Annotated in this window: 18 protein-coding genes and 1 pseudogene; 7 read left to right on the top strand and 12 right to left on the bottom strand. The window is 68.4% G+C overall.

All coding sequences use genetic code 11. From position 1 onward, the window contains the following. Positions 1-65: 65 nt before the first annotated feature. From A5678_RS28190 to A5678_RS13765, 3 genes are all read right to left on the bottom strand, one after another. Positions 66-197 (bottom strand): hypothetical protein, encoded by a 132-nt coding sequence (locus tag A5678_RS28190; protein ID WP_255396920.1) that lies wholly within the window; start codon positions 195-197, stop codon positions 66-68. 278 nt (positions 198-475) lie between these two features. Then, the gene (locus tag A5678_RS13770; RefSeq protein WP_068043173.1) at positions 476-1,945 is read right to left on the bottom strand and encodes an aldehyde dehydrogenase; all 1,470 of its coding nucleotides are present in this window, start codon (positions 1,943-1,945) and stop codon (positions 476-478) included. Between the two features lie 95 nt (positions 1,946-2,040). Continuing rightward, positions 2,041-2,814 (bottom strand): class I SAM-dependent methyltransferase, encoded by a 774-nt coding sequence (locus A5678_RS13765; protein ID WP_156746920.1) that lies wholly within the window; start codon positions 2,812-2,814, stop codon positions 2,041-2,043. Between the two features lie 274 nt (positions 2,815-3,088). On the opposite strand from A5678_RS13765, the gene A5678_RS13760 reads away from it, so the two are divergent. Further along, positions 3,089-4,243, top strand: a complete 1,155-nt coding sequence (locus tag A5678_RS13760) for a glycosyltransferase family 4 protein (RefSeq protein ID WP_068043168.1) — start codon at positions 3,089-3,091, stop codon at positions 4,241-4,243. Here the strand turns inward: A5678_RS13760 and A5678_RS13755 are convergent. Further along, positions 4,235-5,921: pseudogene (locus A5678_RS13755) on the bottom strand (hypothetical protein); the annotation flags it as partial. The gene A5678_RS13760 and the pseudogene A5678_RS13755 overlap by 9 nt on opposite strands. An 8-nt stretch (positions 5,922-5,929) precedes the next feature. Then, a complete protein-coding gene (locus tag A5678_RS13750) occupies positions 5,930-7,207 on the bottom strand; it encodes a DUF3068 domain-containing protein (protein ID WP_197502138.1) in 1,278 nt (425 codons plus the stop codon). A gap of 179 nt (positions 7,208-7,386) precedes the next feature. On the opposite strand from A5678_RS13750, the gene A5678_RS13745 reads away from it, so the two are divergent. Further along, positions 7,387-8,565 carry an acyltransferase gene (locus A5678_RS13745; protein ID WP_156746916.1) on the top strand — a complete coding sequence of 393 codons (1,179 nt, stop codon included), beginning with the start codon at positions 7,387-7,389 and terminating at the stop codon, positions 8,563-8,565. Here A5678_RS13745 and A5678_RS27140 read toward each other — a convergent pair. The 4 genes from A5678_RS27140 to A5678_RS13735 are packed head-to-tail and all read right to left on the bottom strand — an operon-like array spanning position 8,562 to position 11,286. After that, positions 8,562-8,732 (bottom strand): hypothetical protein, encoded by a 171-nt coding sequence (locus A5678_RS27140; protein ID WP_156746915.1) that lies wholly within the window; start codon positions 8,730-8,732, stop codon positions 8,562-8,564. The genes A5678_RS13745 and A5678_RS27140 overlap by 4 nt on opposite strands. Continuing rightward, entirely contained in the window at positions 8,722-8,811 is a 90-nt protein-coding gene (locus A5678_RS28340; RefSeq protein WP_368664897.1) for a hypothetical protein, read from the bottom strand. Before A5678_RS28340 ends, A5678_RS27140 begins: the two co-directional genes overlap by 11 nt. A gap of 11 nt (positions 8,812-8,822) precedes the next feature. Then, entirely contained in the window at positions 8,823-10,313 is a 1,491-nt protein-coding gene (locus tag A5678_RS13740; RefSeq protein WP_068043159.1) for an AMP-binding protein, read from the bottom strand. Continuing rightward, positions 10,306-11,286 carry a phosphotriesterase gene (locus A5678_RS13735; RefSeq protein ID WP_068043157.1) on the bottom strand — a complete coding sequence of 327 codons (981 nt, stop codon included), beginning with the start codon at positions 11,284-11,286 and terminating at the stop codon, positions 10,306-10,308. The genes A5678_RS13740 and A5678_RS13735 overlap by 8 nt, the downstream gene beginning before the upstream one ends. 125 nt (positions 11,287-11,411) lie before the next feature. Here A5678_RS13735 and A5678_RS13730 point away from each other — a divergent pair, with 125 nt between their 5' ends. The 3 genes from A5678_RS13730 to A5678_RS13720 all read left to right on the top strand — a co-directional run bounded on the left by A5678_RS13730 (position 11,412) and on the right by A5678_RS13720 (position 14,882). Next, entirely contained in the window at positions 11,412-13,109 is a 1,698-nt protein-coding gene (locus A5678_RS13730) for an acyl-CoA dehydrogenase family protein (protein ID WP_068043155.1), read from the top strand. Positions 13,110-13,251: 142 nt separating this feature from the next. Beyond that, positions 13,252-13,944 (top strand): TetR/AcrR family transcriptional regulator, encoded by a 693-nt coding sequence (locus A5678_RS13725; RefSeq protein WP_068043153.1) that lies wholly within the window; start codon positions 13,252-13,254, stop codon positions 13,942-13,944. Further along, the gene (locus A5678_RS13720; RefSeq protein WP_068043151.1) at positions 13,941-14,882 is read left to right on the top strand and encodes a R2-like ligand-binding oxidase; all 942 of its coding nucleotides are present in this window, start codon (positions 13,941-13,943) and stop codon (positions 14,880-14,882) included. Before A5678_RS13725 ends, A5678_RS13720 begins: the two co-directional genes overlap by 4 nt. Positions 14,883-15,006: 124 nt before the next feature. Here A5678_RS13720 and A5678_RS13715 read toward each other — a convergent pair whose 3' ends face one another. Beyond that, positions 15,007-16,383: an NADP-dependent succinic semialdehyde dehydrogenase gene (locus A5678_RS13715; protein ID WP_068043149.1), complete on the bottom strand. Its 1,377-nt coding sequence runs from the start codon at positions 16,381-16,383 to the stop codon at positions 15,007-15,009. Positions 16,384-16,462: 79 nt separating this feature from the next. Here A5678_RS13715 and A5678_RS13710 point away from each other — a divergent pair, with 79 nt between their 5' ends. After that, positions 16,463-18,109: an acetolactate synthase large subunit gene (locus tag A5678_RS13710; RefSeq protein ID WP_068043148.1), complete on the top strand. Its 1,647-nt coding sequence runs from the start codon at positions 16,463-16,465 to the stop codon at positions 18,107-18,109. 91 nt (positions 18,110-18,200) lie between these two features. On the opposite strand, the gene A5678_RS27570 is transcribed toward A5678_RS13710, so the two are convergent. After that, a complete protein-coding gene (locus A5678_RS27570) occupies positions 18,201-18,410 on the bottom strand; it encodes a hypothetical protein (protein ID WP_068043146.1) in 210 nt (69 codons plus the stop codon). Here A5678_RS27570 and A5678_RS28335 point away from each other — a divergent pair. After that, positions 18,319-18,657: a DUF732 domain-containing protein gene (locus tag A5678_RS28335; RefSeq protein WP_082945559.1), complete on the top strand. Its 339-nt coding sequence runs from the start codon at positions 18,319-18,321 to the stop codon at positions 18,655-18,657. The two genes, A5678_RS27570 and A5678_RS28335, sit on opposite strands and share 92 nt — an antisense overlap. Before the next feature lie 39 nt (positions 18,658-18,696). Here A5678_RS28335 and A5678_RS13700 read toward each other — a convergent pair whose 3' ends face one another. Continuing rightward, positions 18,697-20,142 carry a lipase maturation factor family protein gene (locus A5678_RS13700; protein ID WP_068043144.1) on the bottom strand — a complete coding sequence of 482 codons (1,446 nt, stop codon included), beginning with the start codon at positions 20,140-20,142 and terminating at the stop codon, positions 18,697-18,699. Positions 20,143-20,187: the final 45 nt, after the last annotated feature.

The following is a 20,187-nucleotide window of genomic DNA, read 5'->3' as shown; positions in this document are numbered from 1 at the left end:
CGTCGGGGCGAGGTCCTGCACTGTTTCGCTCGTGGTCGCCACTCTCGTGCCTCCCGTGGCTAACGTCATGCAGCGTGGGATTGCCGCAGTACCGGCCAATGCCTGCTGCGCGGGCTGAAGCGGAAATTCCGGCGCTTCAGGTCGGGCATCTCACGGGTGAATTGATAGCCGCCGATGTTCAGCTCGATGATCCACATGGTTCTCTCCCGGCCTAAGTGCAGCCCATGATTATGCTTAGAAGCATATAAGACGGCGGTCCAGTAAGCAAGTTTTATTGCCTATGTAAGCGGCGAAGCACCGGAAATAGCGTGCATGGGCTGTCAAACGCCATTATCGGCGAGAGTCGAATAAGGGCTTTTCTATGCTTTTTTGCATAATTTGCCCCGGCGGCATCGGCTGCAACAACGCAAAGCGCCGAGCGCGCACTCAACGCGCGGTTGTGCTCGCGGTGAGTGCGCGCTCGGCGTGCGGAGGGTCAGCCGTCGATCGTGTAGCCCATCGGCATGAGCACGCTCTTCTGCTGCGTGAAGTGCTCCACACCTTCCGGGCCGTTCTCCCGGCCGATGCCGGAGTTCTTGTAACCTCCGAACGGGCAGCAAGGGTCGAACGCGTACCAGTTGATCGCGTAGGTGCCGGTGCGGATCTTCTCCGAGACCGCGATGCCGCGCTCCACGTCGGTGGTCCACACGCTGCCGGCCAGGCCATATACCGAGTCGTTGGCGATCTTGATCGCGTCCTCCTCGGTGTCGTAGGCGATGATGCTCAGCACGGGCCCGAAGATCTCCTCCTGGGCGATCGTCATCTTGTTGTCGAGGTCGGCGAAGACCGTGGGCTGCACGAAGAAGCCGCTGTCCAGCCCCTCGGGGCGGCCGCCGCCGCACACCAGCCGGGCGCCCTCTTCGATGCCCTTGGCGATGTAGCCCTCAACCCGCGCGCGCTGCTTCTCGGAGATCAGCGAACCGATCTGGGCGGCCGGGTCCGACGGCAGGCCCACCGGCAACGCCTGCACGAAAGCGCCTACCGCGTCGACGATTTCGTCATAGCGCGAACGCGGGGCCAGGATCCGGGTCTGGGCCACACAGGCCTGCCCGGTGTTCATGATCCCGGAGAACACCAGCATCGGGATCGCGGCGGCCAGGTCGACGTCGTCGAGGACGATGGCCGCCGACTTCCCGCCGAGCTCCAGGGTGCACGGCTTGAGCATGTCTGCGGCGCGGCGGCCGATCTCCTTGCCGACGGCCGAGCTGCCGGTGAAGGAGAAGAGGTCGACATCGGGGTTCGAGGTCAGCGCCTGCCCGGTCTCGACGCCGCCGGGGACGACCGACAGCACGCCCTCGGGCAGCCCCGCCTCGGCGAAGGCCTCCGCCAAAGCGTTTGCGCTCAGCGGGGTTTCGGCGGCCGGCTTGAGCACCACGGTGCAGCCGGCCAGCAGCGCCGGGCCCAGCTTGTTGACGGCCAGGAACAGCGGCACGTTCCACGCGACGATCGCGCCGACCACGCCGATGGGCTCGCGGTGGACGATGCTCTGCCCGTAGCCGCCGGTGCGGATCTCTTTCCATTTGACCTGGTCGACGGCGGGGCCGGCGAAGAAGTTGAGCGCCCCGATCGAGCTCATCCAGTGCATGGTTTCGATGCCCATCGGTGGCTGGCCGGTCTCGGCCGCCAGCAGCTGGGTGAACAGATCCTTGCGCTCCTCCATCAACTTGAGCGCGTTGGCGATCACGGCCGCCCGCTCCTTGGGCGGCGTTGTGGGCCAGGGGCCGTTGTCGAAGGCGGCGCGGGCCGCGGCGACCGCGGCGTCGACGTCGGCGGCCGCCGCCAGCGGTACCTTGCCGACATAGTCGCCGGTGGCCGGGCAGCGCACCTTGATCACCTCGTCGGTCGACGGCCGAGTCCACTTGCCGCCGATGAAAAGCTTGTCGTATTCCGTCTTGCTGTCGGTCATCTGCGCCGCTCCTCCTCATTGCGTCGCGCTGCATCGTCGCCGGCGCGCATGGGCGCCACCCTACCCAAGCCGACGCGAAACGAGAACACGTTTCACTATTGGGGTCGCAGCACCAGCACCAGATTGCTCACCAGGAATTCTCGCAGCAGCGGCACCGACGTCATCCACCACGCCCATCGGGGGTGGTAGCGGGGAAATGCCGCCACCGCCGCCCCCGTGCTGTCGCCCCACCGCAGGCCGTCGGCGGCGGACACCGCGAACAACGACGACCCGTAGTTGTTCTTCGCCGGATGCCCGTGTTTGCGGGCGTAGCGCGCGGCGGCGCGGGCACCCCCGAGGTAATGGGTGAGGCCCATCTCGTGCCCCCCGAACGGGCCGAGCCAGACGGTGTAAGAGAGCACGGCCAGCCCGCCCGGCTTGGTCACCCGCAGCATCTCGCCGCCCAGCTGCCACGGCCTCGGCACGTGCTCGGCGACGTTGGACGACAGGCAGATGTCCACCGAGTCGTCGGCGAACGGCAGCGCCATGCCCGACGCCCGCACGAAGTTCCCTGCGGCGCCCGCGGGCCGGGGTCCGGCCGCGTGCATCTCACTCGGGTCGGGTTCGACGCCCACGTAGCGGATCCCGGCTTCGGCGAACGCGGCCGCGAAGTACCCGGGCCCGCCGCCGACGTCCAGCAGGGTGCGGCCGGCCGGGGGCTCGCCGCGCGCGGCCAGCCACAGGTCGCCCACCATCGCCGCGGTATCGGCCGCCAGCGCGCCGTAGAAGCGGGCCGGGTCCGACTGCTCGAAGCGGAACTCGGACAGCAGCCGCAGCGCGCGGGCCAGGGTCGCCCGTCGCGCGAAAACCTCGGTGGGATCCGGGGTCACGGCCACCGGCCAACCCTACGCAGCACCGGCGCGGGTTGCCCGCGGGCGGCGAGTCACTGGTGTCACATCCGTCCCTGGACCCGGCGGCACCCGAAGTGCCCGCCTCACAGCGACAACGCCAGGGGGACACCCGTGCGACCGATTTGTCGCTGTGAGGCGGGCACATCGAGGGGTCATTCCGCGGCGGAGGCCAGTGTGGCGCAAGTGAAGGAATGGCCGCCACCCGCGGCGCGCGTCGTGGCCGGCCCAGGCCACCGGGCTAGGCTGACCGGTGATGTCTGCTCTGCGCTCCGTGCTCCTGCTGTGCTGGCGCGATACCGGACACCCGCAGGGCGGCGGCAGCGAAGCCTACTTGCAGCGCATCGGCGCGCAGCTGGCCGCGTCCGGCGTCGAAGTCACGCTGCGCACCGCCCGCTACCCCGGCGCCCCCCGCCGCGAAGTTGTCGACGGCGTGCGCATCGACCGCGCCGGCGGCCGGTACTCCGTCTACGTCTGGGCCTTGATCGCGATGGCGGCGGCGCGGCTGGGCCTCGGACCGCTGCGGCGGGTACGGCCCGACGTGGTCGTCGACACCCAGAACGGCCTGCCGTTCCTCGCCCGGCTGGTGTACGGCCGGCGGGTGGCGGTGCTGGTGCACCACTGCCACCGCGAGCAGTGGCCGGTGGCCGGGCCGGTGCTCGGCCGGCTCGGCTGGTTCGTCGAGTCGAGATTGTCGCCGCGGCTGAACCGGCGCAACCAGTACGTGACGGTGTCGCTGCCGTCGGCGCGCGACCTGGTGGCGCTCGGGGTCGACAACGCGCACATCGCGGTGGTGCGCAACGGCCTCGACGAGGCCCCGGCCCGCACGCTGTCCGGCCCGCGCGCCGCCGCGCCACGTGTGGTGGTGCTCTCGCGGCTGGTGCCGCACAAGCAGATCGAAGACGCTCTCGAGGCCGTCGCGCAGCTGCGGCCGCGCACGCCGGGTCTGCACCTCGACATCGTCGGCGACGGCTGGTGGCGGCAACGGCTCGTCGACCACGTCGATAGGCTCGGCATCTCCGGCGCGGTGACGTTCCACGGCCACGTCGACGACGTGACCAAACACCATGTGCTGCAGAGCTCTTGGGTGCAGCTGCTGCCGTCGCGCAAGGAGGGCTGGGGCCTGGCGGTCGTCGAGGCGGCCCAGCATCGGGTGCCGACCATCGGCTACCGGTCCTCGGGCGGTTTGTCGGATTCGATCGTCGACGAGGTGACCGGGATCTTGGTGGACACCCACGCCGAGCTGGTGGATCGGCTCGAAGACGTGCTTTCCGATCCCGTGCTGCGTGATCAACTCGGCGCCAAGGCACACACCCGAAGCGGTGAATTCTCTTGGCGGCAAAGCGCCGACGCCATGCGCGCGGTCCTGGAGTCCGTGCAGGCCGGCCAACCGGTCAGCGGCGTGGTGTAGTCGGCCGGCGCCGCCACGCGGTGACGGCCGCGCCGGCGCCGCCCACCATAAGCGCCGCCAGCCACGCCAGGTGCGCGATCAGCGTCGCCGTGCGGGCGGCGGCGGACACCGCGGCGGTGTGGCCGCCGATGCGATAGAGCGCAAGGTCGTCGTCGCGGTAGACCGGCGTCAGCGCGTCGAGCGTGCGGGCCGACGCCCCCATGTCGCCGGCGGTGGCCGACTCCACGACGAGCCAGCCCACCCCGGCCCCGGCCAGGGCGGCCGGATCGGGCCCGGCGAGCAGCAACTGCTGCACCGCGCGGGCCCGGGCGCCCTCACCCGGGATGACGGTCCCCGAGATGACCAGGTCACCAGTGCTCAGGACGTCGGCGCGCACCCAGCGGGGTAACGGATCCAGCACCGGCGCACGACCCGACCAGGAGTAGAGCCGCATGGTGCCGGCCGGCAACACCGCCACCGCCGCGGGCCGGCCGTTGATCGCGGCGGCCACCGCCGCCCACCCGCGCGGGTACTGCACCGGCGACACCTGGCCCCACACGCCCCACGCCAGGTCGGGCAGCGCGAAGATCAGCGCGAGGCAGCAGACCGGTGCCGTCACGGCCGGCCACACCCAGCGGCGCAACGTCACCACCGCGCCCGCGCCCGCCACCGCGTAGCCCGGCACGGCCAGCGCCACCCACTTCTGCCCGTCGCGCAGCACGCCGAAGCCGGGTGCGGCGTCAACCAGCGAGGCCAGCAGGTGCAGACCCGGGCCGGTGGCCAGCGCGGCCGGAACCAGCACCGCCGCCGCCGCCAACGCCAGCGGCGGTCGCAGCGCGGGGCAGCGCACCGCCGTCGGCAATCCGGCCGCCACCACGCCCAGCAGCACCAGCGCTGACGCCACGGCGAACAAGGTGGTCCGCGAAATCGGCACAGCCTCGCCGTTCCAGATCCCGCCCAGGCTGGCCAGGCTGGCGAGCGTGCCCAGACCCGGCTCGGCGCGCGGGGCGAACGCCGCGACCCCCAGCGTGTTCGCCGCGGTGTGGGCGGTCAACGACGAGCCCAGGGCCGACGCGGTCAGCCAGGGCAGCGCCGCCACCAGCGCTGCGCCCAGCGTCACCGCGGCACACGACCCTCGGGACCGGCCCGTGCCGGATGAGGTCACGCAGACCAGCCCCACGGCCGCGCCGAGCAGCAGACCGGTCGGCGTCAGTCCGGCCAGCGCGATCCAGAAGACCAGCCCGAAGAACGAGCCGGAGGCCGTCCGCAGCCTCAGCATCGTCGCCGCGACCCACGGCAGGCAGCCGTAGCCGACCAGCAGGCTCCAGTGGCCCTGGAGCAGCCGCTCGGCGACATACGGGTTCCAGATCGCCAGGGTGGTGGCGACGAACTGACCGGCCACGCCCGCATCGGGCAACGCCGTCGCAACCAGGTGGGCCGCGCCCCAGCCCGCGAGCCACAGCCCCAGGACCAGCAGCGCCTTCACCACGACACCGCCGTCCAGCACGTGTGAGGCCAGCGCCACCGCGAAGTCTTGCGGCGTCGCCCGCGGCGCCGACGTCAAACCCAGCGCGGTGTCGGACAGATACGAGCGCGGCGTGGACACGGCGTCGCGCAGCAACAGGTAACCGGGCTTGAGCAGCGGCCCGACCACCAGCAGCGCCAAGACCAACGCGTACCCGGGCCGGGTCCAGCGCACGCGGCGGGCTATTCCCGTTCGGGTGGACTCGCGGGCTCGGGCGGCCCCGACTTGGGCGGCTCGTCGGAACTCAGGGTGGGCGCGTCCGCGCCGGGATCGTCGCGCGAGCCGGGGCGCTGCGTGGGCAGCTTCTCGGTCTCGGCCTCGGCGCCGGGCACCGGCTCCTCGAGCCCGCTGCGGCCGAAGAAGTCCTGGTCACCCCGGTCCAGGCCGGGATCGGTCAACGCGCTCTCGGTCCGCAGGCTGAACGAGGCGAGCAGGCCGCCACCGACCAGCGCGATCAGACCGACCGCGGTGAACGTGATCGGCAGCACCCGGGACCACAGTGACAGCCGGTCCCGCTCGTCACGCGCGGCGTTGACCTGCGACTCGACGGTGTCCTGGTTGGAGGTGACCTTGTAGTCGGCCAGCGTCAGCTCGGGCTTGAGCGGATCGCGGGCGAAGTAGTGGTTGGCGTGCTCGGTCTCCTTGACGATGGTGCCCGACACCGGGTCCACCCAGAAGGTCCGCTGCGCCGCGTAGTAGCGCGTCATGGTGATCTGCTCGTTCGGATCGCCGCCCTGCACGCCCCACATCGACGCGGAGGTGGTCTGCTTGGCGTCCTCGTTGCCGGCCAACAGCGACGGGTACGCCACGGGAGCCACCAGCTTGCCGTCGGCGTTGTACCCGATGTTCTGGGTGAACTTGTAGGTGGTCAGGCCGTTGACGTCTTCCTGGCTGTCGTAGTTGACGTCGAACGGCTTCTGCGCGATCGGGTCGAAGTAGGGGTACGTCTTCTTCTCGGTGTGGAACGGGAACCGGTAGGACAACCCGTCGTGCCGCAGAGGCATCGCGGTGGGCGGGTTCTCGTCGTTGACGGCGCGCGGCTTCTGAACCGATCCGCCGGCGTGGGTGTCGTCGGAGACGGCCATCGCGTTCTTGCGGTTGAGGGTGACGGTGTCGACGATCGCCAGCAGCAGGCCGCTGTCCTTTTGCTTGTCGGTGCGCCGCACCGAGGTTCCGACCTGCAGCGTGACCACGTCGGCATTGGCGGGCGACTCGACGCTGACCTGCTGCTGGGATACCAGGGGGACGTTCTGGTTGACGACGACGTGATCGGTCGACAACGACGCGGAGTCCAGCGCGGTTCCGGTGCCGTCGCTGACCAGCGTGGCGTCGATGTTGAGGGGAACCTTGGTGATCCTGCTGGTGGTGTACGTCGACAAAAGCAGCGCGGCGATCAGCAGGGCGGCCCCGAGTCCGATGATCCCGCATGCGGCGAACCGCAACATGACTGCTCGGTTCACGTTGCTGTGCCCTCCTATTGCTCTCTTGCGCAAGTCAGCCGCGACCCACCCCGACCTGAGCAAGCACCGGGGCAAACCCGTTTGACCCTAACAGCAGAACGTAAGGCCTCGGCTTACGAACCTGTCGCTATCGCGCGCGGGTGGTTCGGGTGTACCCATTCGTTCTCCCAACCCACCGGATGCAAACTGTGGGGGTGACGGATGGCCAGCAGGTCGGCGGGACACGCAGCTTCCTGCCCGCGGTGGAGGGGATGCGCGCCTGCGCCGCAATGGGCGTGGTCGTCACGCACGTCGCCTTCCAGACCGGGCACTCCAGCGGTGTCACCGGCCGGCTCTTCGGCCGCTTCGATCTCGCCGTCGCGGTGTTCTTCGCGCTGTCAGGTTTCCTGTTGTGGCGCGGCCACGCCGCGGCGGCACGCGGCCTGGGACCGCGTCCCCGCACCGGTCACTATCTGCGGTCCCGGGTGGTTCGCATCATGCCCGCCTATGTGGTGGCGGTGGTCGTGATCCTGTCGCTGCTGCCCGACGCGGATCACGCCAGCCCGACCGTGTGGCTGGCCAACCTGACTCTCACCCAGATCTATGTGCCGCTCACCCTGACCGGCGGGCTGACCCAGATGTGGAGTCTTTCGGTCGAGGTCAGCTTCTACCTGGCGTTGCCGATCCTGGCGCTGCTGGCCCGGCGGCTGCCGGTCGACGCGCGGGTGCCGACGATCGCCGCGTTGGCTGCACTGAGCTGGGCCTGGGGTTGGGTGCCCATCCATTCGGGATCCGGCACCAACCCGCTCAACTGGCCGCCGGCCTTCTTCTCGTGGTTCGCCGCGGGCATGCTGCTGGCCGAATGGGTCCACAGCCCGGTCGGCCTGCCGCACCGGTGGGCTCGCCGGCGGGTGCCGATGGCCGTCGTCGCCGTGCTGGGCTACCTGCTGGCGGCCTCGCCGCTCGCGGGTCCGGAGGGCCTGATTCCCGGCACGGCCACCCAGTTCGCGGTCAAGACGGCAGCGGGCTCGCTGGTGGCGTTCGCACTCGTCGCCCCACTGGTGCTGGACCGGGTCGACACCGGCCACCGGCTGCTGGGCAGCACCACCATGGTGACGCTGGGCCGGTGGTCTTACGGCCTGTTCGTGTGGCACCTGGCCGCGCTCGCCATGGTGTTCCCGGTGCTCGGGACGTTCGCGTTCAGCGGCCGGATGCCCGAGGTACTGACGCTTACGCTGATCTTCGGTTGGGCGATCGCCGCGGTCAGCTACGGCCTGATCGAGTCGCCCTGCCGGGAAGCGTTGCGGCGCTGGGAGAAACGCGAAAAGCCTGCCGAGACGCGCGATGTGGACGCCGAGGCGGACGCGATCGCGCCCTAGCCGGTGCGGTCCATCCACTCTTCCAGCGTGCCGGCGGACGGCAGGCAGATGGCGCGCTCGATCTTCTGGAACAGATCGGGGCCGTACCCGACTGTCGATCGGACGAGGTTGCCCAGCGCCTCGATGTGGATGCCGTCGGTCAGCAGGTAGGCGCTCTCACCGACCACGCTGACCTGGCTCGGCCCGGGTGGTCTCGCGGACAAACGCCTTGGGCCAATGGGTTTCGCGATTCCAGTCGTTGACCAGTTCCGTGCTCGTCAGGCCCGCTCGACAGCCTGCAGGCGCGCGATGATCTCGGCGCGCACCGCCGAGCGCCGCGCCTTCCCGGCGTCGTCACGCAGGGGCGCGTCGACGAATTCGATGAAGTCGGGGGTCGGGGGCACCTTGTACGCCGCGAGGTGTTCGCGCAGGAACTCCTGCGCCCCGACGGCGTCCAGCGTGGCGTCGTCGGCCGTGTGCACCAGCGCGTAGGGCACCTGTCCCAATTCGCCGGAGTTCGGGTCGGGGACGCCGACCACCAGACAGGACAACACGTCCGGGTGTGCCGACAACGCATTCTCGATCTCGGCCGGGTACACGTTGCGGCCGCCGACGGTGAACATGTCGACGCGGCGATCCGAGAGATACAGGAACCCGTCGGCGTCGAAATGGCCCAGATCGCCGAGGGAATCCCAGCCGTCGCGGCTCTTCGCCGTGGCGCCGACGTAGCGGTAGGTGGGCGCGCTGCCCGCGCCGGGACGCATGTAGATCTCGCCGACCACGCCCGGCGGGCAGGGATTGCCGTCGTCGTCGAGCACCTTCATCTCCCCGGCGACCACCACACCCACCGAACCGCGGTGGGTCAGCCACTGGTCGCCGGAGATGAAGGTGAGCGCCTGTAATTCGGTGCCGCCGTAGAGTTCCCAAACTTTCTCCGGTGCCAGCAGGTCGATCCACGCCTGCTTGATGGCAGGCGGGCACGGCGCCCCCATGTGCCAGAACCGCCGGACGGAAGAGAGGTCGTAGGAGGCGGGGTCGGCGTGGTAGACGGGCAGCGCCCGCTGCATGATCGTCGGCACCGTGGTCAGGAAGGTCACGCGATGGTCGGTGATCAGCCGCAGGAACCGCTCCGGGTCGAACCGGCTCATCAACACAAGGTGATGGCGCATGAGCAGAGCGAGCGTCGCGGTGGTGAATCCGGTGTTGTGGGACAACGGGATCGGGATCAGGGTGGTGTCGCCCTCCTGTGCGCCGAGGGGATAGCCGATGGCGGCCGGTATCCGGCTGTCGCCGCCGGATTCGATGAGCTTGGGCCGGCCGGTGCTGCCACCGGATCCCATCGCCTTCCACACCGGCGACACCGCTTCCGGCAACGGCGCGTCCGAACAATGCGGAGCCGGCGTGAAACCCATTGGCAAGCTTGGTATTCCGGGATGCTCGCGGCCCACGAGCAGGGCCGGTGGGCGCAGCTCCAGCAGGCCCTGTAACTCGGCGTCCGGCAGCCGCGCCGACAGTGGCTGGGGCACCGCGCCCAGCTTCCAGCACGCCACCGCGGCCTGGATCCACTCGACGGAGTTGGGCAGCACCATGGTCACGTAGTCACCGACGCCGACGCCACGCTCGGCGTAGGCGCGGGCCAACCGGTTCGTCGAGGCGTCGAGTTCGGCGCGGCTCAGGGTCAGGCCGTCGCAGGTGACGGCGGGCTCGTCGGGAGCGAGTCGGGCCAGCGCCGCGATCTGAGTGCCGATCGGCGGGATCGGCTCACTCATATGCGCCCTGCCGCTCGAAGATGCGGCGGGGGTTGTCGACCAGCATGGTGTGCAGCTGCTCATCGGTGACGCCGCGCTCCTTGAGGGCGGGGATGACGTCGTTGTGGATGTGCAGGTAGTGCCAATTGGGCGCGGCCACCGCCAGCAGGTCCTCGGGTATCGCGTCGAAGTAACAGTTCGCGTCGTGCGAGAGCACCATCTTGTCGGCATGGCCGCGCTCGCACATCTGCGCCACGGTGTTCACCCGGTCCTCGAACGGCAGGTACGCGTCGATGCCGAACCGGTCCATCCCGATGTAGGAGCCGGCGGCGATGAGCTCCTCGAGGTAGCCGAGGTCGGTGGTGTCGCCGGAATGGCCGATGACCACCCGGCTCAGGTCGACGCCCTCCTCTTCGAAGATGCGCTGCTGTTCCAGTCCGCGCCGCAGCCCCGCGTGGGTGTGGGTGGAGATGGGCACCCCGGTGCGCTTGTGCGCCTGCGCGACCGCGCGCAGCACCCGCTCGACACCCGGCGTGACGCCGGGTTCGTCGGTGGCGCACTTGAGGATCCCGGCCTTGACGCCCGTGTCGGCGATGCCTTGCTCGATATCGCGGACGAACATGTCGGTCATGATCTCGGGGCCGTCCAGCGGCGCGCCGGGGCCGAGGTAATGGAAACAGAACGGCACGTCGTTGTAGGTGTAAAGGCCGGTCGCCACAACGATATTGAGCTCGGTGGCCGCCGCGACGCGCGCGATGCGCGGGATGTAGCGGCCCAGCCCGATCACGGTCAGGTCGACGATGGTGTCGACGCCGCGCGACTTCAGCTCGTTGAGCCGGTCGATTGCGTCGGCCACCCGCCGGTCCTCGTCGCCCCAGGCTTCGGGATAGTTCTGGGCGATCTCGGTGGTCATGATGAACACGTGCTCGTGCATGAGGGTCACGCCCAGATCGGCGGTATCGATGGGGCCGCGAGCGGTATTGAGTTCTGACACGTGACTGATGCTAGGTCGACTCGGTGGTCGGACAACAGTGCCGATTTGTTCCGGTCCGCCCCGACGGCCCCCACGGTGCAGTACCGTCACCCTCGTCCCAACGAAGAACCCGCGGGAGTCCCGTCATGTTGCTCAATCCCAACCACCTGCAACGCAAATATCCTGACCGTCGCTCGGGGGAGATCATGGCCGCGACGGTGGACTTCTTCGAATCGCGGGGCAAGGCGCGGCTGAAGTCCGACGATCACGAACGGGTGTGGTACTCCGAGTTTTTGGACCACATCGGGCGCGAGCGCATCTTTGCGTCCCTACTGACGCCGTCGGAGTACGGTGCCGGCGACTGCCGCTGGGACACCTACCGGATCAGCGAGTTCGCCGAGATCGTGGGCTTCTACGGCCTCAGCTACTGGTACCCCTTCCAGGTCACCGCGCTCGGCCTGGGCCCGATCTGGATGAGCGCGAACTCCGACGCCAAGCGCAAGGCCGCCGCGCAATTGGAGGCCGGCGAGGTGTTCGCGTTCGGCCTGTCGGAGCAGACCCACGGCGCCGACGTCTACCAGACCGACATGATCCTCACGCCTTCGGAGGACGGCTGGGTCGCCAATGGCGAGAAGTACTACATCGGCAACGCCAACGTGGCGCGCATGGTCTCCACCTTCGGCAAGATCGCCGGGTCTGACGAGTACGTCTTCTTCGCGGCCGACTCCCAGCACGACCGATACGACCTGATCAAGAACGTGGTGAACTCGCAGAACTTCGTCGCCAACTACGCGCTGCGCGACTACCCGGTCGCCGAGGCCGACATCCTGCACCGCGGTCCCGGCGCCTTCCACGCCGCGCTCAACACCGTCAACGTCTGCAAGTACAACCTGGGCTGGGGCGCGGTCGGCATGTGCACCCACGCCATGTACGAGGCGGTCACCCACGCCTCCAACCGCGTCCTGTACGGCACTGTCGTCACCGACTTCAGCCACGTGCGGCGGCTGCTTACCGACGCGTACCTACGGCTGGTCGCGATGCGGCTGGTCGCCACCCGTGCCTGCGACTACATGCGCAGCGCGTCGGCGGATGACCGGCGCTACCTGCTCTACAGCCCGCTCACCAAGGCGAAGATCACCAGCGAAGGGGAGCGGGTCGTCATCGCCCTGTGGGACGTCATCGCCGCCAAGGGCGTGGAGAAGGACACCTTCTTCGAGGCCGTCACGCGCGAGATCGGTTTGCTGCCAAGGCTCGAGGGCACCGTGCACATCAACATCGGGCTGCTCGCCAAGTTCATGCCGAACTTCCTGTTCGCCCCCAACGGCGATCTGCCGATCATCGGCCGCCGCGACGACGCGGCCGACGACACGTTCCTGTTCGCGCAGGGACCGACCGGGGGCCTGGGCAAGGTGCGCTTCCACGACTGGCGCGCACCGTTCGACGGGTTCGGGCACCTGCCCAACGTGGCGTTGCTGCGCAAGCAGATCGACGTGCTCGCCGACATGCTCGCCAGCGCGACCCCCGACGCCGCGCAGCAGAGGGACATCGACTTCGCGTTCGCCGTAGGCCAGTTGTTCGCGACGGTGCCCTATGCGCAGCTAGTCCTCGAGGAGGCCGCGCTGTCGGACGTGGACGAGACGTTGATCGACGAGATCTTCGCCGTGCTGGTCCGCGACTTCAACGGCTACGCCGTCGAGCTGAGCGACAAGCCCGCGACCACCGACGAGCAGGCTCGCTTCGCCACGCGGATGATCCGCCGCCCGGTCCACGACCCCTCGCGCTACGCGCAGATCTGGAAGGAGCACATCCTTCCCCTCAACGGCGCGTACCAGATGCGGCCCTAGCGCGAGCGTCACGCCAGCGTGGCATTCGCTGTCGACCGTCGCGCCAGCGTGACGCTCGGCGGCAAAGCAGCCAGCCAGACCCCTTGACTGTGACGTAGCTCACCGTAATATGACCAGTGGTCATCGATGCTAGGAGGCGGTATTGCCAACGGTGACTTGGGGGCGGGTCGACTCCGCTCGTCGCGCGGCCATCATCGAGGCCGCGGAACAGGAGTTCGGGGCGCACGGGTTCTCCCGGGGCAGCCTCAACGTCATCGCGCGGCGGGCCGGCGTCGCGAAGGGCAGCCTGTTCCAGTACTTCGCGGACAAGCGTGACCTCTACGCGTTCATCGCCGACATCGGCAGCCAGCGGGTGCGTGCCTACATGGAGGACCGCATCCGCGAGCTGGACCCGAGCCGGCCGTTCTTCGACTTTCTGACGGACTGGCTCGACGCGTGGGTGGCCTACTTCGCCGACCATCCGCACGAGCGCGCGCTGCACGCCGCGGCGACTCTCGAGGTCGACACCGAAGCCCGCGTCAGCGTGCAGAACGTCATCCACCGTCACTACCTGGAAGTGATGCGGCCGCTGGTCCGCGACGCGAAGTTGCGCGGCGACCTGCGGGCCGATTCGGATACCGACGCGCTGTTGTCGTTGCTGCTCTTGATCTTTCCGCACCTGGCGCTGGCGCCTTACATGCGTGGTCTGGATCCGATCCTCGGGCTCGACGAACCCACCCCGGAGCAGCCGGCGCTGGCGGTGCGCCGCCTCGTGGCGGTGCTGGCGGCCGCCTTCTCGGCGTCACCGCGCCCGCCCGTCCACCCAGCCCCACAACAATCCGAGGAGGTCTCATGACACGCACACGTACGAATTCGATGGTTCGCGGAGGACTCAACTGGGACAGCTTGCCGCTGCGGCTGTTCGCCGGCGGCAACGCGAAGTTCTGGGACCCGGCCGACATCGACTTCTCCCGCGACTGCGCCGACTGGGAGCAGCTCTCGGACGACGAACGTCACTACGCCATCCGGCTGTGCGCGGAGTTCATCGCCGGCGAGGAGGCGGTGACGGAAGACATTCAGCCGTTCATGTCCGCGATGCGGGTCGAGGGCCGGCTGGGCGACGAGATGTACCTGACGCAGTTCGCGTTCGAGGAAGCCAAGCACGTCCAGGTGTTCCGCATGTGGCTCGACGCCGTCGGCGTCACCGACGACCTGCACGAGTACCTCGACGACATCCCCACCTACCGGACGATCTTCTACGAGGAATTGCCGGACTGCCTCAACGCGTTGTCGGTCGACCCGTCGCCGGCGGCCCAGGTGCGGGCGTCGGTCACCTACAACCACATGGTCGAAGGCATGCTGGCGCTCACGGGGTACTTCGGCTGGCACAAGATCTGCGTGGAGCGCGGCATCCTGCCGGGCATGCAGGAATTGGTCCGGCGCATCGGCGACGACGAGCGCCGCCACATGGCGTGGGGCACGTTCACCTGCCGCCGCCACGTCGCCGCCGACGACGCCAACTGGGGCGTCTTCGAAACGCGGATGAACGAGCTCATGCCGTTGGGGCTGCGCCTCATCGAGGAGGGCTTCGCCCTGTACGACCCGATGCCGTTCGGCCTGTCCGTGGACGAGTTCATGGCCTACGCGTCCGACAAGGGCATGCGCCGCTTCGGCACGATCTCTAGCGCCCGCGGGCGGCCGCTCGAGGAGATCGACCTCGACTACTCGCCGCTGCATTTGGAGGACACCTTCGCCGACGAGGACGAGAAGGCCCTGGCCGCCGCGTCGGCCTGAGCCGCTACTCGACCTTGCTGCTGCCGGGCGCCGAGCCGCTTTCGCCGGCCCCGATGGTGGTGACCCGTCCCCCGCAAGCGGGCGGCGCCCCCAGCGCCCGGCTATGCCGCGCTTGCGATCGCCACTACCCGATCCATACGGTCTTGGCGTTGCAGAACTCGCGGATCCCGTGGCCCGCGAGTTCGCGGCCGTAGCCGGACCGCTTGACGCCTCCGAAGCCCAGCTCCGGGTAGGACACCGTCATTCCGTTGATGAACACCTGGCCGGCCTCGATGTCGTCGATGAAGCGCTGCTGCTCCGCCTCGTCGCGGGTCCAGGCGTTGGAGCCCAACCCGAAGGTGGTGCCGTTGGCGATCTCGATGGCCTCGTCGATGGTCTCGGCACGGTACATCGACGCGACCGGGCCGAAGACCTCCTCGGTGTAGAGCGACATTTCCTTGGTGATGTCGGTGATTACCGTCGGGGGGTAAAACCAGCCCGGCCCGTCGAGCGGCTTGCCGCCGGTGCGGAGCTTCGCGCCGGCCGCCACGGCGTCGTCGACCTGCTTGGTGATGTCGTCGCGCCCCGACTCGGTGGCAAGCGGGCCGACGTCGGTGTCGGGGTCCGTCGGGTCGCCGACCTTGAGCGCCTGCATCCGCTCGACGAACTTGCCGACGAACGCGTCGTAGACGTCGGTGTGGATGATGAATCGCTTTGCGGCGATGCAGGACTGACCGTTGTTCTGCACCCGGGCGGTGACCGCGGTCTTGACGGCCTCGTCGAGGTCCGCCGACGGCATCACGATGAACGGGTCGCTGCCGCCGAGCTCGAGCACGGTGGGTTTGATCTCGTCGCCGGCGATGGCGGCGACCGACTGGCCGGCCGGCTCGCTGCCGGTCAGGGTGGCCGCGGCGACGCGGGGGTCACGCAGGATGCGCTCGACGGCGCTGGACGAGACGAGCAGCGTCTGGAAGCAGTCGTCCGGGAAGCCGGCCCGCGCGATGACGTCGGCGAGGTAGAGCGCGGTCTGCGGCACGTTCGAGGCGTGCTTGAGGATGCCGACGTTGCCGGCCATCAGCGCCGGCGCGGCGAACCGCACCGCCTGCCAAAGCGGGAAGTTCCACGGCATCACGGCCAGCACGACGCCCAGCGGCTGGTAGCGGATGTAGGCCTTGGAGGCGCCGACCTTGACCGCGTCGGCCGGCTCGTCGGCAAGCAGCTTCTCGGCGTTCTCGGCGTAGTAGCGAAAGCCCTTGGCGCACTTGAGTACTTCGGCCTTGGCTGACTTCAAGGTCTTGCCCATTTCCAGGGTCATCATCGCGGCGACGTCGTCGGCCTCTTTTTCCAAGAGGTCGGCGGTGGCGTTTGCCCACCCCGCGCGCTGGGCAAAGGTGGTGTTATGGCGGTAGTCCTGGAACCGGGCGTACGCGCGGGCGATGGCCGCGTCGACTTCTTCGTCGGTTGCCGGGGTGAAGGTTTTCACTGTCTCGCCGGTAGCCGGGTTGATGGTCGCGATGGGCACGCTGACATCCTTCGCTTCGGGGTTGGTAAGAGGTCCAACACCCAGCCTGCCACTATCGTTCCCCCAAGGGAGGTGCCGGATGAGTAAAGCCGCCGAACTGATGGTCAAGTGCCTGGAAAACGAGGGTGTTTCCGTGGTCTTCGGCCTGCCGGGGGAGGAGAACATCCGCTTCGTGCAGGCGCTGGCGTCGTCGAGCATCCGCTATGTGCTCACCCGGCACGAGCAGGGCGCGGCCTTCATGGCTGAGATGTACGGGCGGGTGACCGGCCGCGCGGCGGTGGTGTCGAGCACCTTGGGGCCGGGCGCGATCAACATGCAGCTCGGCGTGGCCGACGCCACCACCAACAGCACCCCGTTGGTTGCGATCTCCGCGCAGGTGGGCCACGACCGGGAATTCAAAGAGTCCCACCAGTACGTCGACCTGGTGTCGATGTTCGCGCCGATCACGCGATGGGCGGCCGGGGTGCCAACCGCGCGCGCCATCCCCGAGATGTTCCGCAAGGCCTTCAAGGTCGCCGAGACCGAACGCCCGGCGGCGGTCTATTTGGCCGTCCCCGAGCACATCGATGCCGACGAGACCGATTACGACCTGACGCCGTTGCCGCGCAACGTCGTTCGTCCGGATGCCCCCGCACCCGGTCAGGTGGAGCGCGCGGTCGACATCCTGCGCAAGGCGAAGCGGCCGGTGGTGCTGGCCGGGCACGGCGCCGCCCGCGGCAACGCCACCGCGGCCCTGGTCCGGTTCTCCGAGGAATTCGGCATCCCGGTGGCCAACACCTTCCACGGCAAGGGCGTGATGCCCGATGACCATCCCAACAGCATCGGGACCCTCGGGTTCATGCGGCACGACTACGTCAACTTCGGCTTCGACAACGCCGACGTGGTCATCGCGGTCGGGTACGAGCTGCAGGAGTTCGACCCGGTCCGGATCAACCCGCAGGCCGACAAGAAGATCATCCACATTCACCGGTTCCCGGCCGAGGTCGACGCGCACTATTCGGTGGGCGTCGGGATCATCGGCGACATCAGCGCCTCCTTGGACGCATTGACGGACGCGCTCGACGGTCACGCTTACGAGGCCGACCCCGAGGTGCCCGGCCACGGCCTGCTTGCCGAGGAATTCGCTCGTGGGCAAGAGGATTCGCGATATCCGCTCGCTCCGGCGCGGGTGGTGGCCGACACCCGCGCCGCGCTGAGCCGCAGCGACGTCGTCCTGGTCGACACCGGCGCCACCAAGATGTGGATGGCGCGGCTCTACCCGACGTACGAGTGCAACACCTGCCTGGTGTCAAACGGCTTGTCCACCATGGGGTTTGCGCTGCCCGGCGCGCTCGGTGTCAAGCTGGCGAGGCCCGACTCGAAGGTGTTGGCCGTCGTCGGGGACGGCGCCTTCCTGATGAACTCGCAGGAAATCGAGACCGCCGTCCGCGAGCGGATACCGCTGGTGGTGCTGATTTGGGACGACGGCGGTTACGGCCTCATCGAGTGGAAAATGGACCTCGAGCTCGGCGCGCACTACTACGTGAAGTTCAGCAACCCGGACGTGGTGACCTACGCGGAAAGCTTCGGCGCCAAGGGGTATCGCGTCAACAGCGCCGAGGAACTGTTGCCGACGCTGCGGGCCGCACTCGACGACGCCGGGGTGTCGGTGATCTCCTGCCCGGTCGACTACTCGGATAATCTGCGGCTGACCGACCGGCTCGGCGAGCTGGACGAGACGCTGTAATCCAAGGTCGGCCGGGCACCACACCTGTCTGCAGATATGTGCGGTGTAAAGCCCGGCTGGTCCCTCGGGCGGGGCACACTCGGGCGGCTGGTTACCGCCGTTCTTCGTGGCGCAGACGGCGTGCGCGGTACCTGAACTGAATACCAACCGGGGTCTGCTGCACATGGTCAACCAGCAGCCCAACCGTCAAGCAAAGCCGGTTGCGCGACATGGCCGTTAATGGTGACCATGGTGTAAAGACGAAGGGAACGCCCATGAGGAAGTACGTAATCGCCCCCATCGCCTGCTGTGCGGTCGCCATTTGCGTACCTGGCCACGCAAGCGCATCACCAAACGATGACAGCTTCCTCGTCGCCCTCCGTGGCAGCGACATCGTGGTGCCCGAGTCTGTAGACCCGATTCAGGCTGCGGGAGCCGTTTGCACGGACCGGAAGAATGGACAGCCGGCCGAAGCGATCGCCCGCACAGACCGGTTCGCGCGTTTCCCCAGCCCCGCTGCGTTCGTGGACCTGGCAATCGAGTACTACTGCCCGCAGTACGTCGCATGACGAAACTCCCGCGCGACGGCGAGGGTTACGCGGCATAGGTCAGCCGTGCTGTGACGTCGCTGCCGGCAGCGTCATCGGCCGGACGTACCCGCCGACCAGTGTCCGATGCCACCAGGCCCGCTCGCGGCGCAGCTCGGCGGGCGTCGTGAAGCGATACTCGTAGAGCCGCGCGCGCACATAACGCGGTGGCGAATCCGGAAATGGATTGTGCCGCAACAGGCGCAGCGTGTGCCGGTCGTTGCGCAGCAGCCGCTGCAGAAACGGTGTCAGCCATGGCTGCGCGTAGCCGGGCGAGATCGCGGCGAACCACATCAGCCAATCCAGCCGCAGATGGTAGGGCGCCCACTGCCGCGGAAGCCGACCCACGGCGCCGGGCTTCCCCTTGAATTCGTACTCTTTCCACACCGTCTGGTCGCTCAGGCGTGCGTCCTCGGTGCCTTCGATCACCACCTCGCGGCGGACACGCCCGATGCTGCCGAATGCGCCGTACGTGTTGACGAGGTGAAAAGAGTTGAACGACATGTTCATTCGCTGACGCGAAGACAGCATGTTGCGCACCGGCCAGTAACTCATGAACAACACCGCCGCCGCGAACGCGATCACCAACGCTGCGAACCACAGCGGCGGCCCCGGCAGAGCGGCGCGGGCATGCGGGCCGAACACCACGGAAACCGACGACTCGTCAATTGCGCTGCACGCCAGCAGGATCGTCACCCAATTGAGCCAGGCGAAGTTGCCCGACACCACCAGCCACAGCTGAGTGACGACGATGATCGCCGCGGCGATGCTCGCCACCGGTTGTGGCGCGAACAATCCGAACGGCACGACCAGTTGGGCGAAATGATTGCCCGCCACCTCGATTCGATGCAGCGGCTTGGGCAGGTGGTGGAAGAACCAGCTCAACGGCCCAGGCATGGGCTGCGTTTCGTGGTGGTAGTACAGACACGTCAGGTCGCGCCAGCATGGATCGCCCCGCATTTTGATCAACCCGGCACCGAATTCCACTCGGAACAACAGCAACCGGGCCATCCATAACGTCAGCACGGGCGGCGCCACCTGGTCGTTGCCCAGGAAGATCAGCACAAAGCCGGTCTCCAGCAACAGCGATTCCCACCCGAACGCATACCAGCTCTGCCCGACGTTGACGATCGAAAGGTAGAGCGCCCACAGCGTCAGCCACATGAGCATGGCCGCCCAGAGCGGCACCGCGTCGGCAGCGCCAACGACGATCGCCGCCGACAGTGCCGCGCCGAACCAGGAGACCGCCGAGAACAAGCGATCGGAGTAGCGCAGATGAAACAGACTGGGCGTCCGCCAAAACGATTGCCCGGCCAAGAACCGCGGAATCGGCTGCAGCCCGTGCTCCCCGATGAGCGCCCGGAACTGGGCCGCGGCTGCGACGAACGCGAGCAGGTAGACCACCGCGGCGCCCCGCTCGAGCACCAGTCTGCCGAGCCAATATTCGGGAGCGGAAAACCAGCCCATGGCCGTAACTCCTTGGACGGTGGCGGTCGTAGGGACCCGCATATC

The organism is Mycobacterium sp. E2733 (assembly GCF_001667585.1).
Classification (GTDB): domain Bacteria; phylum Actinomycetota; class Actinomycetes; order Mycobacteriales; family Mycobacteriaceae; genus Mycobacterium.
Note: the sequence above shows the minus strand (reverse complement) of the source record. Positions and strands in the feature narration are given on the sequence as shown.

Coding starts and splice junctions, on each gene's coding strand:
- A5678_RS13740 (WP_068043159.1), bottom strand. CDS start 10,313: ATGAGTGAGCCGATCCCGCCGATCGGCACTCAGATCGCGGCGCTGGCC.
- A5678_RS13730 (WP_068043155.1), top strand. CDS start 11,412: ATGTTGCTCAATCCCAACCACCTGCAACGCAAATATCCTGACCGTCGC.
- A5678_RS13710 (WP_068043148.1), top strand. CDS start 16,463: ATGAGTAAAGCCGCCGAACTGATGGTCAAGTGCCTGGAAAACGAGGGT.
- A5678_RS13720 (WP_068043151.1), top strand. CDS start 13,941: ATGACACGCACACGTACGAATTCGATGGTTCGCGGAGGACTCAACTGG.
- A5678_RS28335 (WP_082945559.1), top strand. CDS start 18,319: ATGGCCGTTAATGGTGACCATGGTGTAAAGACGAAGGGAACGCCCATG.
- A5678_RS13745 (WP_156746916.1), top strand. CDS start 7,387: ATGCAAACTGTGGGGGTGACGGATGGCCAGCAGGTCGGCGGGACACGC.
- A5678_RS13760 (WP_068043168.1), top strand. CDS start 3,089: ATGTCTGCTCTGCGCTCCGTGCTCCTGCTGTGCTGGCGCGATACCGGA.
- A5678_RS28190 (WP_255396920.1), bottom strand. CDS start 197: ATGTGGATCATCGAGCTGAACATCGGCGGCTATCAATTCACCCGTGAG.
- A5678_RS27570 (WP_068043146.1), bottom strand. CDS start 18,410: ATGGCGACCGCACAGCAGGCGATGGGGGCGATTACGTACTTCCTCATG.
- A5678_RS13700 (WP_068043144.1), bottom strand. CDS start 20,142: ATGGGCTGGTTTTCCGCTCCCGAATATTGGCTCGGCAGACTGGTGCTC.
- A5678_RS13770 (WP_068043173.1), bottom strand. CDS start 1,945: ATGACCGACAGCAAGACGGAATACGACAAGCTTTTCATCGGCGGCAAG.